This window comes from Candidatus Nanosynbacter featherlites (genome assembly GCF_005697565.1).
GTDB lineage: Bacteria > Patescibacteriota > Saccharimonadia > Saccharimonadales > Saccharimonadaceae > Nanosynbacter > Nanosynbacter featherlites.
The window spans coordinates 88,371-102,843 of sequence record NZ_CP040004.1 but is presented as its reverse complement, the minus strand read 5'-3'; the positions used below and the strand labels follow the sequence as shown (position 1 = coordinate 102,843).

Annotated in this window: 16 protein-coding genes and 2 tRNA genes; 2 read left to right on the top strand and 16 right to left on the bottom strand. The window is 46.1% G+C overall.

Annotated elements, in window-relative coordinates; translation table 11 throughout:
- The first annotated feature begins 18 nt into the window (after positions 1–18).
- Positions 19–567 (top strand): NrdR family transcriptional regulator, encoded by a 549-nt coding sequence (locus FBF37_RS04220; protein WP_420887529.1) that lies wholly within the window; start codon positions 19–21, stop codon positions 565–567.
- Here FBF37_RS04220 and FBF37_RS00515 read toward each other — a convergent pair.
- The 7 genes from FBF37_RS00515 to FBF37_RS00485 form a co-directional block, all read right to left on the bottom strand.
- Positions 503–2,026 (bottom strand): glycosyltransferase family 2 protein, encoded by a 1,524-nt coding sequence (locus tag FBF37_RS00515; RefSeq protein ID WP_236861249.1) that lies wholly within the window; start codon positions 2,024–2,026, stop codon positions 503–505. The genes FBF37_RS04220 and FBF37_RS00515 overlap by 65 nt on opposite strands.
- 161 nt (positions 2,027–2,187) lie before the next feature.
- Positions 2,188–2,565 carry a hypothetical protein gene (locus tag FBF37_RS00510; protein WP_138078453.1) on the bottom strand — a complete coding sequence of 126 codons (378 nt, stop codon included), beginning with the start codon at positions 2,563–2,565 and terminating at the stop codon, positions 2,188–2,190.
- 7 nt (positions 2,566–2,572) lie between these two features.
- A tRNA-Thr gene (locus FBF37_RS00505) sits at positions 2,573–2,648 on the bottom strand.
- A gap of 40 nt (positions 2,649–2,688) precedes the next feature.
- Entirely contained in the window at positions 2,689–3,675 is a 987-nt protein-coding gene (locus tag FBF37_RS00500; protein WP_174843568.1) for a SurA N-terminal domain-containing protein, read from the bottom strand.
- A complete protein-coding gene (locus tag FBF37_RS00495; protein ID WP_138078449.1) occupies positions 3,650–4,183 on the bottom strand; it encodes a PH domain-containing protein in 534 nt (177 codons plus the stop codon). Before FBF37_RS00495 ends, FBF37_RS00500 begins: the two co-directional genes overlap by 26 nt.
- Positions 4,184–4,190: 7 nt before the next feature.
- Positions 4,191–4,267 (bottom strand) — tRNA-Arg (locus FBF37_RS00490).
- A gap of 42 nt (positions 4,268–4,309) precedes the next feature.
- Complete coding sequence (locus FBF37_RS00485; RefSeq protein WP_138078447.1) at positions 4,310–4,837, bottom strand: nucleoside-diphosphate kinase; 528 nt, start codon at positions 4,835–4,837, stop codon at positions 4,310–4,312.
- An 83-nt stretch (positions 4,838–4,920) separates the two neighbouring features.
- Between FBF37_RS00485 and xerA the strand changes: the two genes are divergently transcribed.
- Positions 4,921–5,844: a site-specific tyrosine recombinase/integron integrase gene (xerA, locus tag FBF37_RS00480; protein ID WP_138078445.1), complete on the top strand. Its 924-nt coding sequence runs from the start codon at positions 4,921–4,923 to the stop codon at positions 5,842–5,844.
- A gap of 3 nt (positions 5,845–5,847) precedes the next feature.
- Here the strand turns inward: xerA and FBF37_RS00475 are convergent, their stop codons facing one another.
- The 9 genes from FBF37_RS00475 to FBF37_RS00435 form a co-directional block, all read right to left on the bottom strand.
- The gene (locus FBF37_RS00475; protein WP_138078443.1) at positions 5,848–6,975 is read right to left on the bottom strand and encodes a hypothetical protein; all 1,128 of its coding nucleotides are present in this window, start codon (positions 6,973–6,975) and stop codon (positions 5,848–5,850) included.
- Positions 6,968–7,678, bottom strand: coding sequence for a PilW family protein (locus FBF37_RS00470; protein WP_138078441.1), 711 nt, complete (start codon positions 7,676–7,678; stop codon positions 6,968–6,970). Before FBF37_RS00470 ends, FBF37_RS00475 begins: the two co-directional genes overlap by 8 nt.
- Positions 7,659–8,210, bottom strand: a complete 552-nt coding sequence (locus FBF37_RS00465; RefSeq protein WP_138078439.1) for a type IV pilus modification PilV family protein — start codon at positions 8,208–8,210, stop codon at positions 7,659–7,661. The genes FBF37_RS00470 and FBF37_RS00465 overlap by 20 nt, the downstream gene beginning before the upstream one ends.
- Complete coding sequence (locus tag FBF37_RS00460) at positions 8,191–8,877, bottom strand: type II secretion system protein (protein ID WP_138078437.1); 687 nt, start codon at positions 8,875–8,877, stop codon at positions 8,191–8,193. The genes FBF37_RS00465 and FBF37_RS00460 overlap by 20 nt, the downstream gene beginning before the upstream one ends.
- A gap of 34 nt (positions 8,878–8,911) precedes the next feature.
- Complete coding sequence (locus tag FBF37_RS00455; protein ID WP_138078435.1) at positions 8,912–9,793, bottom strand: prepilin peptidase; 882 nt, start codon at positions 9,791–9,793, stop codon at positions 8,912–8,914.
- A 75-nt stretch (positions 9,794–9,868) separates the two neighbouring features.
- The gene (locus tag FBF37_RS00450) at positions 9,869–10,324 is read right to left on the bottom strand and encodes a type II secretion system protein (protein WP_138078433.1); all 456 of its coding nucleotides are present in this window, start codon (positions 10,322–10,324) and stop codon (positions 9,869–9,871) included.
- An 81-nt stretch (positions 10,325–10,405) separates the two neighbouring features.
- The gene (locus tag FBF37_RS00445; protein WP_138078431.1) at positions 10,406–11,617 is read right to left on the bottom strand and encodes a type II secretion system F family protein; all 1,212 of its coding nucleotides are present in this window, start codon (positions 11,615–11,617) and stop codon (positions 10,406–10,408) included.
- Positions 11,618–11,620: 3 nt separating this feature from the next.
- Entirely contained in the window at positions 11,621–12,691 is a 1,071-nt protein-coding gene (locus FBF37_RS00440; protein ID WP_138078429.1) for a type IV pilus twitching motility protein PilT, read from the bottom strand.
- Positions 12,692–12,705: 14 nt separating this feature from the next.
- Complete coding sequence (locus tag FBF37_RS00435; protein WP_138078427.1) at positions 12,706–14,469, bottom strand: GspE/PulE family protein; 1,764 nt, start codon at positions 14,467–14,469, stop codon at positions 12,706–12,708.
- Positions 14,470–14,473 lie beyond the last annotated feature (4 nt).

Genomic DNA, 14,473 nt, shown 5'->3' with positions numbered 1-14,473 from the left:
TTACTCCTATCCCCAGCGATGGTTCTGGGGATATTTATTTGTCCACTATCTCCTTATAGTTTTCCACTAGATTTTTTAACAGCGATATGTCAATATATAGACATGATATGTATAAATTGTTTTCACAACAAAACTCGTGTGATCAACTCACGGAAACATAAAAAATACCCTCAGCTGTGGCGGCGAAGGTTCTGCGACAACTGCCATGGCGCGTTCACGACATATGAATACCCCTCCATCGACAGTACACCAGTTGTTAAGGAAACAACTGAGGAGCCTTTCAACATCGGCAGACTAACCCTCAGCATCGCGAAAAGTCTTCAACACAATGACCATTCGGCAAAATATGATAGCTTTCATTTAGCGCAGACCGTGCAGCGAAATCTCCTCATTAAGAATATGGCTAAAATACCAGTAGACGCTATTACTAAAGAAGCTCACACTGTACTCAGTAGATATGATCCTGTAGCAGCTATACAGTACGCTGCTCAGCACAAATTACTTATTTCGAAGCGCCGTCCTGGTCGCCCTTCGACCGGTTACGTTCTGCCTTCAATCGATCATTGATATCGACAGTCAGCTTCTCGGTAACATCAAACTTATCTAGGTATCGTCCTGTCATCAGCTTCGTTTGAGCAGCATACGCTGCCATGGAGCTGTACAAAATGGAGGTAACAGGCATTAAGATCCACTGTATCAGCATCAAGAAAGTCCGTCGCTTCTTATAGCGCGCTGGCCGCGGCGGCAAAATTTTAAATGAAGAGAAGATAGCAATCACCATACCAATCATCGCAATAGTCTGCAATAAACTGATTGTACCCGGTAACTGGTGAGCATCTATGTTTCTTACTGCTTCTGGGTTCAACAGAAGTGGCAACCACGCCCCAAAAGCCGTTACAAGCGCCACATACGCTAATGTGACATGGCCATCCAACAATCTCAGAAAACGCGTGAAACTTGGCCAGAATGGTGCTTGGCGGCTGGAGCTAAACACCCGAGAGCCTACATATGCAACATCTGAGGCGCCATATGCCCAACGGCGAAGCTGAACGAACTGCGCTTTTAGTGTCTTCTTGTATGTTTCTGACAAAACTGCGTCTTGATAGATTGGTGCATATATTGGCACTACCCCGTATTTACCATCAAAATGGAAATAACTGCGCCAATATTGGTGCCCATCCTCAACAATTGTTCTGACACTCCAAAAATCCATCTCTACTAGCGCATCCATCGGTTGCGCGTGTGATGCAAAATTTCTCAAAGCATATGGACGCATTGAACTAACAATATTCCAAAATGAGTTTCCAGTTGCAATCACTCGCATAGGCGCTGGTACATCCCATATATTATTAGTAAACAACGCAATTGGCTGGTATGACAGGTTCTTACGGTCTTTATAGACAATATATGCATAGGTTATATAGTCAAAATAGGTAGGATGCGGTTTATTGTCACAGTCCATCGTAGTGACCAGCACTCGAGAGAAATCTATCCCGAGGTCAACAAGATAGTCTTTCAGCCAACGCCCTGCGTGTGTAATGTTACCACCCTTGCCGATTACCTCATGCTCTATACCTTTTGGATGCTCAACAATATGGAATGAATGGAATTTATCGTTATATTTCTTCTGCAGCGTCTCAGCAGTTTTCTTAATTGCAGCACCTCCGCGTTCTTCATAGGCAAATACAACGATGAGATGCGACAGATCATAGGTTGTATCCAGCAGCGACTGCACTGCAGGCTCGATAATTTCGATACTTTCATTATACGCTGGCATAATGATTGCGTTATAAATCTGCGATGGTTTAGGATAGCCTGATGGTTCATCAATGATACTTTGTAAGTTTTTCAGATGGGTCTTATATTCAAACTGCTTGTTTTTTGTAGAAAACAACCTAGCATGAGCAGCCGCTGGATCTTCAAGGTCATGTAATCTTTGCGACCAGTCTACTTGACAGGCTTTCTCCATATTCGTACGGCCAACCAACATATGATAGCTGATGCCAAAAATCTTTATCAGAGCCATGGATATCAGAACCAATAGATACACTGAAGCCAATAGCGGGTTGAAGATTGACAATAAAATCAATAGAATAATGACGCCATAGCTCAGCATCCCGGGTAGTATTTCTAAGAAGCGATAGAATGGTTTTCGTTTGCCTACGGGTATTTCTAAATCCATGTCATTTATCCAAACGAAGCAATTCGTAATATTGGTAGCGCCAACAGCAAGAGGATAGCTGAAAAGCCAATAGTCCCCCAAGCTAGAGCCAAGCCAAGATGACGACGCTCTAGCTTCACCAGCTTAACCGCAAGAATACTGTGCCCCACAACAGCCACAACTTCCAGCAAAGCATAAAACCATAAGGTATACCAATAATCCCTATATAAACTCGTGATGCCAAAGGCGCTGTACTGGGTGATAACCTGTGTTTCGCGCGGTTTTATGTGAGCTGCCAGAACAATCACTACAATAATGGCAAAAATGACATTAAACACTATCAAACCAGCTAGCCAGCGGTCGCTCATAATGGTCTTAATGCTCGTCGTTATCTCTTGTTTCATAATGCTCTGGAGCCGCTGACCGGATTCGAACCGGTGACCTACGCTTTACGAAAGCGCCGCTCTACCAACTGAGCTACAGCGGCAAGACTCCTCCGCATAATTATATCAGATGTGAATTATTTTTCAATCAAGAGAAATGTAGTAAGTTGCCTTCTTTTCAGACTTAAAGCTATCAACTTTAGCCTTAAATACCGTCAGCGGCACATGGATGTAGCTGTACTTCACAGAGCTGTCGGTTCGCTCGTCAACACGGATAAAGTAGTAACCGTCACCAGAAACTGTCTGCTTGGCTTCTGAGGTGGTTCCTGGCTCAATTTTTAGTGCTTGTTCAGTAATGCCATCAGCGTTGTCTTTGCCGACTGATATGTCGGCAACATATTGCACTGATTGACCATGTTCTGTCGCAATGTCTGCCAAGCTTTTACCTGATTTTATGGCTCCGTCTATAGTGGAGACCAAGTTAGTTGCCTTATCGTCAATAGCAAATGACACCTTGCTGGTGATCAGACTATCTCGAAGATTCTCTTTCATCTCCGCAAGAGACAGTCCCAGTGTCTTACGGACAGCGGCATCATATGAAGCATCAGAAAGTCCACGCTTATGCCGCTGCAACGCTGTATCAATCTCGGAATCTGATACTGTAATTCCCTTTTCTTGGGCAAGTTTCTTTGCATATGTAATTTTTACAACTAAATCCATGGACTGTTGCCGCTGAAACTTCACCTTATCATCACCACCCAGGCGATTAACCGACTCTAGAGAAGCTAATGTGCTGCGGTAGTACCGTAGGTAATCACTATAACGCACTGTTGCGCCTTCAATGGACGCCACAGGAAGCGGTAAAGTGCGCGTAATGCGATAGGCTACATCCCCCGTGTCACGCCAAACATAGAGCTGAACCCATACAAACACTGTCATCAAGATGGCTGTTCCAAGGCCGATGAATATCGCGTTCCACACTAACCGGTGCCTGGTGTATTGGATTGGGTATTTATGCTTACGACCACCTGCCAGAATCTTCTCACGATGTTCAGCAACCGTATCATTCGTGATACGCGTAGGTACTTTTTTTGCCTTTTCCGACTTACGCTTCAGTGCTCTCTTGATCATGATTATTCCTTTCATTCGCTATTTCTACTGCATCTTGCAACATGTTGTAAATTTTATCTGGGTGCTCTACATTCTTAATCACAAGATCACCGACAAATGTTTGAATGATAATTGTTCCAAACTTAAACATTTCGCCGCTGAACCCTGGAATATTATAACTGATGGTTTGGATTTTTCGTAGTTGCAATTCCACAACATCTTTACCAAAAAATCCGCGTTGCGTGACCTGGCGAATTCTTCGGTCAGTCACAATGAAGTAGGTAAAGAACCACATGAGAAAATGATAAATAAATAACAACAACCCAAAGATGAAGCTACCAAAGAATACCCACAGTAATTCTAGGTTGCTTTGCCAAATCAAGAACGGTACTGCACCAAATGTCATTGGCAACAACAAACAGTAGAATCCTTTGCGCATGGCAATAATGTGACGGCGAAATACGAACAACAGCTCCTCGCCATCGCGCTGACCGTCAAAAGCCTTATCTGTTTTCGTCTTCTTTGTCATAGTCCTATGGTACCCCGGGCAGGAGTCGAACCTACAACCTTATCCTTAGGACGGATCTGCTCTATCCAGTTGAGCTACCGAGGCATACTACTATTATACCACGGTAGCTCTGTGGATATACCAGTGTTAGCGAGTAAATTTTTCACTCAACGTCGTATAGCTCACCAATTCTGATTCCTCAAACCAGTGGGCAATCTCCTGAACAGCCTCGTCAGAGTCACCAGAAGCATGGATTAAGTTTGGGATGCCCTTACGGCATGAGTCAGCATAACCGAAGCTAACGTGTGAGTAGTCGCCCCGAATCGTACCCATGTCAGCAGATTTTGGTTCAGTCGGACCAACAATTTTACGAACCACCGCCACGGCTTCCACACCCTCGAGCACCATAGCAATCACTGGACCGTCCATCATCATGTCTAGTGTAATATTGAGAGTTTCTTCACCACGACGAGTTGCCAGTTTACCAATGCCCTCATAGTGTTTTTGGTAATGCTCCCTGTCTGGAGATACCATCTTGACACCAATAATCTTTAGACCAACTCGCTCAAAGCGTTGTAAAATTTCCCCCACAATTCCCCGCTGGACTGCGTCTGGTTTGAATACAATCAGTGTTCGCTCAACTCCACAGAAAACCTTTTCGTCATTACTTGCCATAGTGCTCCTTTCGTTAGTATTTGTCTTATGATAGCAAAAAGCTATTATTTGATAAACTACCTAAATACACGTACAATAGGCTTATGTTTGTATCAGAGGCGCTAACTGATTTCCTGGAACATCTAGAGATAGAGGGCGGCAGAAGTCAAAATACCATCCGAAACTATTCGCTGTATCTGGAACGATTCATTGAATTCGCTGGTGATATAGAAGTAGTAAAAATTACATCAGAGATGATTCGGCGCTATCGCCTGTGGCTAAATCGTTATAAAAATGACAACGATGGCAAAGAGTTGTCAATTTTAACACAGAGCTATCACCTGATTGCTCTACGCGGTTTTCTCACCTATCTGTCGCGGCGCGATATCCCTTCATTATCTGCTGACAAAATCATCTTGCCGAAGACCGTTCGCAAACAGGTGACTTTTTTACAATATGACGAGGTGGTTAATTTGATAGACAATATACCACTGGACAGTGAGCAGGGCTTGCGCGACCGAGCAATCATAGAGCTACTTTTTTCCAGCGGACTGCGTGTGTCAGAACTCGTTAATCTCAATCGAGACCACATCAACCTCAAACGACGAGAGTTTATGGTGCGCGGAAAAGGACAAAAAGACCGCCCGGTGTTTGTTTCACAACACGCCGCTGAACACGTTGAGAATTACTTGCAAGCTCGTCAAGACAGCCTACCTGCTCTTTTTCTTAGCTACAGCAGACGGTCAACTAAACCAACAATGTCGGGCGATTATCGCCGCTTGTCTGCACGTAGTATCCAACGGATGATATCACACTATGCTCGTCTAGCGGGGATAACCAAACACGTCAGTCCACACACCATGAGACACAGTTTTGCTACAGACTTATTAATGAATGGCGCTGATCTACGTTCAGTTCAGTCACTATTGGGTCACAGTAGCATATCCACCACCCAAGTGTATACGCACGTCACCGACCAGCACTTAAAAGACATACACGAGCGCTTTCACAGCGACACTTCCCAATAGGAGCTATGAGTCGCAAGCTCCACCTTCTACAATATTGCCAGCAAGCGAGAAATCCTTACACAAATTATTCAGGACCTCCACAGATCCAGCTGGATACCATATATCCTCACCAAGCCGCAGGCGCGCTTCTACGCGACGGAATAGATTATTTGCTCGCCCTGTTGAGTCAACCGCCGGCTGAGCACCATAGAGCATAACCTGCTCCGTTCCTTTCATGACAGATACACGTACATTAGCGCCCTTGTAGAGATGATTTATCGCTAGAAAGGCATTTGCACTGGCCTCCGGGCTCACCTCATCAAGTTCAATGACAGCTCTGCAGGAATGACCATGAGGATGTGCAAAATCTTTAGAACACAACACTCCTGCCGGCTCATTGCGAGTCGTCGGCGTATCAGTGGCGCGGCGCAATGAGCCTTTGTGTACTACATTTTCTACTGCTGGCAACCCTGAAACGATACCGTTGGGGCGCAAAAAGACCGCTTGGGATGCTGACGAAGAGTCCAGACTGTCTATGGTGAAATTATTGCCCGGTGTAATGACCTGTGCGCGCAAAACCGCTGGAGCTTGCGTATTCCAAGCGGCCTTCTCTGGCAAACCAACATCACCATTGTGAACATCGGCTAGTGCAACATTTTTATTTGCGTTGTCCTCCTTGTTAAACCACTCTATAACCACCTTATCGAACGCACCACGAGCACGTAATGGCACCAATTGCACTTTGTTCTCCGCTCCAACATACAAGAAATCTTCAGTATCCATGGAAACCTTCAGACACGTATATGCCTGGTCAAATTTCCTACCGTTTGAACTATTGGTCTGGACCAGTGTCTCCTGTGCATTGGCAGCACCCCCCAATACCGCTGATTGACGAACGCTATTGCAATCTTTCTTCTCCAAAGCATCACATGCTGAAGCATTTCCCTTCTGGCACGCACGAATCACGCGTTTTGCGTCTTCTACGCCAGCCAGCGCAGCGTCATATGCACTTTGAGACAAGTCGTTATTGATGGCTTGTTGCTGATCTTTGAGCATTAACTTTACAAATCCAGCCGCTAAAATAGTCAATAACATTGCTGAAAAAATAACGGCAAACAGAGACGCCGCTCCTGATTCTCTTCTCTTATCCATTAGTCCTCACTATCATCTCAAAATTATTAATTGCACAGAAATTGAAATTGGCTTCATTGTCTTCTGGCGGCTTACAGGCCATATCCTGTAACTCAGCGACGGCACTGGTTCCCAGCGTGAAAGATACTTTGTACAATGCTTCTGAATTATTGGCTGAAGTAACGCGAGACGCAGTAAAATCATGCACTGCAATGGCAACATCAGTACCATCAATGGGTCGCAGTAAATGGGTAACTCGCTCTGGCTCAATATCCATCGGGTATGAATCTGAGGTCGATTGGCACAAAGCAGCATCCTCATCAAGCACTCGCGCCAAGTTAATAGCCTGGCCATTGGAGCGCACAACTCCCTTACCACTCCGGCGTACTACTGGGTCGTCAATCGCCGAAGCCATGTTCCAGACGTACGAATATTGTCCCAAGCACATGCGTCCACTCCTGACCGATCCAGATTCACGAACCACAATGACCGGATTGGCTGAGTTAACAATTTTGGTAGCGCTACTTTGCAGAAAATCTCGACGAATAACATCGCTAATTGTTCTACCCGACTGATTGACTGTCTTCATCACAGTACCACGGTTGTATATTTTACCCGCTTGGACAGCAACCATCGCCACGGAAAGCAACAGCACCGACACAAATGCCATTGCTAGCATCAATTCCACCAGGGTAAATCCTGAATTAACTCTTCTCTGGTGCATATAACCTCACAATCGTTCCTATCGTCACAGGCCTCGGCTGGCTTGGTGCATACCAACAAGCTTGAATATAAGCATCATAGGCCGATCCACCAGTCACGCGCACCAATTGCACAGAAATACCATATGAAACATCACCCTCTTGTTTGGCATACACTTGAGCTGGCATATACGTCGACACTCGACCAAGCGAATCGCTGCGTGAACGCAATGCAAATTCACCATCGCCAAAGTGATCTGGGCAGGTATCAACACTCAACATCTCATTTGCCGCATCTTTTTTGGGCAGATTATTCCACAACTCGGCCATGGCAGCATCGCCCTTGTGGGAATTGTTATGCACAAAACGGAGCATCTCTGCTTGCGCGTCAATCTGCTGGCGAACCAGTGTTGACTCAAGAGACTGCTGAGCTATAGACAGTCCCCGATTCATCACCGTCAGACAACCAACAGCAACCGCACTAAAAACAGCAGTCGCCAACATGACCTCAATCAAGGTATCTCCAGCCTGATGCTTATAACGCTTTACACGCATTTCCCGCCCCCTTAACCGTCAATGCCTCACTTGATCCAGCGCGCGCACCGATAAAGACCGATAAACGCTCTGGAGCGAACCATTTTTCATCATAGATGCAAACTTCATAGGTCGCGTCGCCACTAGTCGTCAATAATTCACTGATTTTATCATCTGGATAGGTGCGCGAATCTGAGCGTATGGCCAACTCTCCGGTGGCAGGATTGCGAACCATAGCGACCGACAAACCGCCGCCAGCTGGCTCAACAAGCGCTGTTTTTACACTCCAGTTGGTCTGATATTCAGCGACATTATTATTTGACGATCGATATGACCAGGTTTTTCCATCAGCCCCAAGCAACGCATAAATTAGCTTCACGCGGAAGCTTCTACCCTGATCGTCGCCAATGATATAGCGCCCTACTATCACGCAGTTTGACTGCCCCCGATAGCCATTGACACTAGCCCCCGGAATAGGACACGGATCGGTTGGTTGTCGATCATTTTCTATACTAATAACCTTTGAGTACTGTTCGGTTAAAAAATTGGCGTAAGATTGGACAGCGTCGCGATACTGTTGGCGCTGAATAGCCACGCCGATACCAGCCAATAAGGCAATCGCCATGGTGCCGGAGATTGCTAGAAACATTGTTACTTCAATTACAGTAAAGCCACCCTGTCGTCGCATATTTCTAGTATAGCATAAGCGGTTTCTTTAGCCATCATATGAGCGGGAATAATCCACGGATAATTTCTGGACCAATGAACCAGGTCAGTAAAAATCCAACTATCAAAAGCGGCCCAAACGGCACTTTAGCCTTACGGTCTAGTGTTCCCCGTACCATCCCAGGCAGCACCATCAGGGTACCAAGGAGATTGGCTGCAAAGAGACACAGAAACGCCAACTTCCAATCAGCCAAGAATAATGCCAGGCCAAGACCGAGCTTGACGTCCCCAAACCCAATCCACTCACCTTTGGAAATAGCATACAGTACGAGGTACAGTCCACTTAAAATAGCTACTGCTCCACTGAGTGTCATCAAAAGGCCGACGATGTCCGAAGAGGTTATAAACCGTGTGGCTACAAAAATACCACCCAGCGCAACGAATGGCCACATGGCAATATCAGGCAAAATGGACCATCTTAGATCGTAAACGAACAATATTGTTAATGGCACTAAGGCTGACAACCACACAACTACCCGCAATAACCCTAGATCAGAGAACGACTCTGGCCAAAACCATACCGAAAGCGCAAACAAAGCTCCCAGGCCAAGTTCTAACAAGATTTCTGTATAGCCAATTTTTGCTTTGCAGTACCGACATTTACCACCAAAACGTAGCCAGCTGAAAACTGGTATCAGATCCTTCCACGCTAAATCATGATGGCACGACAGACACTGTGAACGGTCTTGTTTGAGTTTTTTGCCAACGAGAGGCTTGAGTTTTTTCCACTCGGCGGCATCTATTTTTTCACCAGCAGCCTTGTCTTGTTTGAGCTGCCAGGCGCGCAGTCGCCACACTTGCGCCCCAGCAAAGCTACCCAAAACCGCCCCTAACAATCCAATCCCTACGGTCATACTGATCATAATACAACTATCCATACCTCTTATGGTAGCAGAAATGCCAAAAAAAAGCAGCCTCCGTTGATGAGGAGGCTGCTGTGATTGACCTAGTTTCTAAGCACCGCTGTCTTGGCAGAAGTGAGTTGGGCCACCTTCAAGCAAAACCACAACAGCAAACTGCCGTGAAGTACCAGGTACTAGTACCTGCTTCTCCTTAGAGCTTTCACCACATTTCATGCCAGTAACGACCTTAACTTGGGTATCACCAACAGTAACTGAAGCCTTTTTACTGTCAACTGAGACCTGCTCTTTGTTGGTGTATTTTGACAGATCCGTGCCCAAAAATGATCGGAGTTTCTCAGTGCCTGGCCACGCGCCACGGTTAGCATTGGAGTAGTTAGTAACTGCAGTTGAAACAAGGCTCAAGTCGTTTTTACGAGCCGTGTCACGTTGGTTACGGTTTAGTACTGGAACAGCGATGAAGACCATCAGGAATATCAGTGCTGCGATACCCAGAACCAATACCACTTCTATGATCGTAAAGCCTTTTTTATCTTGTGTGTTGATCATAAAGTTTCCACCTTTCTATGATCTATTACTAATGTTAGCGGTAGTGCTTATCCTTATAATACACGGTAACTAGCACGTTGTCTAGATTCCTACGTGGTTAACCAGACTATAGATTGGGAACAAAATGGCTCCCACCATACCAGCTGCTACAATAGCCAAAAACACCATCAATACTGGCTCGATGGCGGTGGATATAGCTTTAATTTCCTCATCAAGCTCATTTTCATAAATCTGAGCTGTTTTGCCCATCATTTCATCAACCTTACCTGATTGCTCTCCAATTTTGATCATATGAGGCACCATTTCCAGCATATATTCCTCATTTTTTAGCGACAGAGATAATGCCTTTCCGCCCTTCACCTTGTCAGCAGCGCGCATGATTTCCTCGCTGACAATAACGTTGTTGACACCGTCTGCAGCGATTTTTAGCATATCAAGCATTGGCACACCAGTTGACAATAGCGTCTGTCCGGTTCGAGTAAACCGCGCCATGTAGAGCTTACGGAACATGCCTTTAAACAGCGGCACATTGAGCTTGAATTTGTCCTTCATATGAATACCCGCCTCTGTTTGCAAGTACTGGGCAAAGAAGTAAATGCCAAATCCCAGTAAAATAGCTAATAGCCACCAGAAATTGATGAAGAAATCAGCGATACTAACCATCACTTGCGTCAAAATTGGCAGTTCTCGCCCAACGTCTTTATAGAGGCCTTTGACTTGTGGTACGACCGAAACCGTCATAAACCCAACCACCATGACGATCACCACTAGGACGATTGATGGGTAGGTCAAAGCGCCCTTGACCTTACGCAGCATTGCAGCATCTTTTTCCTGCTGGTTTGCCACTCGCTTCAAAGCTTCATCCAACGTTCCAGAGGCCTCACCTGCTGAAACCAAGGCAATGAATAGCTTATCAAACACTTCAGGGTGTTTTGAAAAGGCGTCAGACAGCTGTTTACCGCCTTCAATATCAGCGATCACTTCTTGAACGATACCCTGCATGCGCTTATTGGACGTTTGTTCCAACACCGTACGCATACTTTGTGACAATGGCAACCCTGCACCAATCAACGTCGACAACTGACGAGTGAACAATATTTTGTCCTTGGATGTGATACGGCCCAATATCCTATCAATAAAATTTGACTTATCGTCCTCAAGCTCAATTTTTAGTGGCACAAAGCCCTGGTCAGTCAATAGACGCGCGGCTGCATGTTCACTCTCAGCCTGAACCACTGATTTGACTATTTTATTACTGGCACTATCCCTGGCTTCGTAGGCGTATTTTTTCATATATTATCCTCGCAATAACCTTTCTAGTTCCGTCAAATCAACTGCAAATTCACGTGCGCTATCATAGGTAATCGTACCATTTTGTACGAGATTTGCCAGAGTTCGGTCCATAGTCTGCATACCCTGCTCGGCACCGGTTTGGATAACAGCATCCAACTGGTGAGACTTACCTTCACGGATGATGTTGCGCACCGCTGGGTTGGCGATGAGGATTTCTGCTGCTACTACACGACCGCCTCCGATGGCTGGCACCAAGCGCTGTGAACAGATAGCCATCAAGATATTACTGAGCTGTGCTCGAATTTGTGGCTGCTGGTGTGGCGGGAACACGTCAATCATACGGTCAATCGACTGGGCAGCGGAGTTGGTGTGAAGGGTTGCAAACACCAAGTGTCCAGTTTCAGCAATGGTGATAGCCGCTGAAATAGTTTCCAAGTCACGCATCTCACCAATCAGCACCACGTCTGGGTCCTGACGCAAGCTGGATCGCAAGGCCGCTGAGAATGAGTAGGTATCGTAGTGGACTTCTCGCTGTACAACGACTGATTGCTTGGATTTGTGAGTAAACTCAATTGGGTCTTCAATAGTAATGATATGGTGTGACTTTTCTGAGTTGATTTTATCAATCAATGAGGCCAACGTTGTCGACTTACCAGAACCCGTCGGACCCGTCACCAGCACCAAGCCTCGTGGGAAGTCGGCGAAACTATTGACGATTGGTGGCATACCAAGTTCGGTAGCTGATTTGATTTCGTTGGGAATCAGACGCAGCGCAGCTGCTAAATTACCTCTTTCATGGAAGGCATTCACACGGAATCGCCCCAATGTACCAAACGCAAAACTGAAGTCAAACTCTTTGTCTTTCAACAAGATCTGGCGCTGATCTTCATCCAAAATCTGGAACACCAAACGTTCAACCGCCGCTTCATCAAGTGGCATGGTACCAGCTACTGGCATCAAACGTCCGTCGATACGCAGCATTGGTGGCAAGCCCACTTGAATATGGAGGTCAGATGCGCGCTTCTTAACCACATCTTCCAGTAATAATTCAATTCTTAGCTCTTGATTGTTCATACATTCCCCCTTTTTTATGCTGTGTCTGCTGCAACACGATTAACTTCTTCCAGTGTTGTGATACCACTCAAAGCTTTCAAATAACCATCCTGACGCATCGTGATCATCCCCTGCTGGACCGCCATGCGCTGAATCTCTGCCGAGGTTGCCTGCTTGACGATCAAATTCTGAATCTCTTCGGTAACATCCATCACTTCATACAAACCAGCTCGCCCCAGATAGCCTCGCGGCGATTGAGGAGTATCCCTACCTCTCACTAGTGTATACGATTGCTGGCCAGCCAACGGTAAGTCTTTATATCCCAAATCCTGAGCATATGGCACAACCTGCTCTCGTGACTGCGGCAGTAGATGACCAATCGTCGACTGAATGGTTTGTGTCTCCAGAGGTGAAGACTGGTAGGCGTCATGCTTTGGTGCAACTCGTCTGACCAAGCGTTGGCCAATAATCGTGTTCACTGTACTAGCAATCAGGAATGGTTCAATCCCCATGTCCAACAAGCGCGGCAGCACGCCAGCTGCTGAGTTGGTGTGTAGCGTTGAAAACACCAGGTGACCTGTCAATGCCGCCTGGACCGCCAAATTAGCCGTTTCTGCGTCACGAATCTCACCCACCATCACCACATCTGGGTCTTGACGCAAAATAGAACGTAATCCCGAGGCAAATGTCAATCCGACCTCGGTATTGACTTGAATCTGATTAACTCCATCCATCTTATATTCCACCGGGTCTTCCAGTGTGACGATGTTGACTGAGTCATCTTTAATTTCTTTGATCAGAGCATACAAACTAGTAGATTTACCAGAACCTGTCGGACCAGATGTCAAGATCATGCCGTTTGGTCGCTTAATGCCTTTTCGGATACTACGCAGAGCTCGACCCGCGTAGCCCATATCTTCCAGGTCAAATGAATTTCCTGTCTTATCAAGCAGACGAATCACCACCTGCTCGCCCCAAACCACTGGTGATATTGCTATACGTAAATCGACCGCCTTGCCAGCTACGTTAACAGCAAACTGACCGTCCTGAGGAATGCGATGTTCATCAATTTTCAAGCTGGATAAAATCTTTATACGGCTCACCAGTGCTGGCTCAATGCTTTTTGGCAGCTGCATAACCTCCCTGAGCACACCGTCAACACGGCAGCGAATCTTCAGAGCCTTCTCGAGCGGTTCAATATGTACGTCGGACGCATGACTTTTCACCGCATACTCCAGAATAGTGCTTAACGCACGCGAAATTGGAGAGTCCTGGACAATAGTCTTGATCTCAGTTGCTGATTCAATGGCCGCTTCTTCTTGTGACACCTGAGCAGCATCACTAACTGTAGACAAATCGGCCTTGTATTGGCCCAGCACGTGCCTGACGCTATCCTCAGAGGCCATAAATACCTTCAGCGGACGCTGAATGCGATTTGCCAAATAGTCAACGGCCTGGACGTTATTGGCATCAATCATAGCCACTGCCAAGCGGTTCTGAACTTCAGCCAACGGAACTGCCATGAAACGTTCTGCCACTTCGGCAGGCAGCAGAGATAAGATGTTTTGATCGATAAAACTATTACTCAAATTGACATACGGCACACCCGAAACCTGAGCCACAGCATGTGTCAATAGCTCATTATCAATCACGCCCTCTTCGGTTAGTAAAGAAAAGAGTGGCTTATCTTCTTTTTTCGCACGTGTTTCCGCATCATCTAAAATCCGTTTCTCAACAAGACCCTCATCAATCAAAAGCTTGATGAGTTTTTCCTGTATTTCATCTGTTAGCAGCGCCATGTTG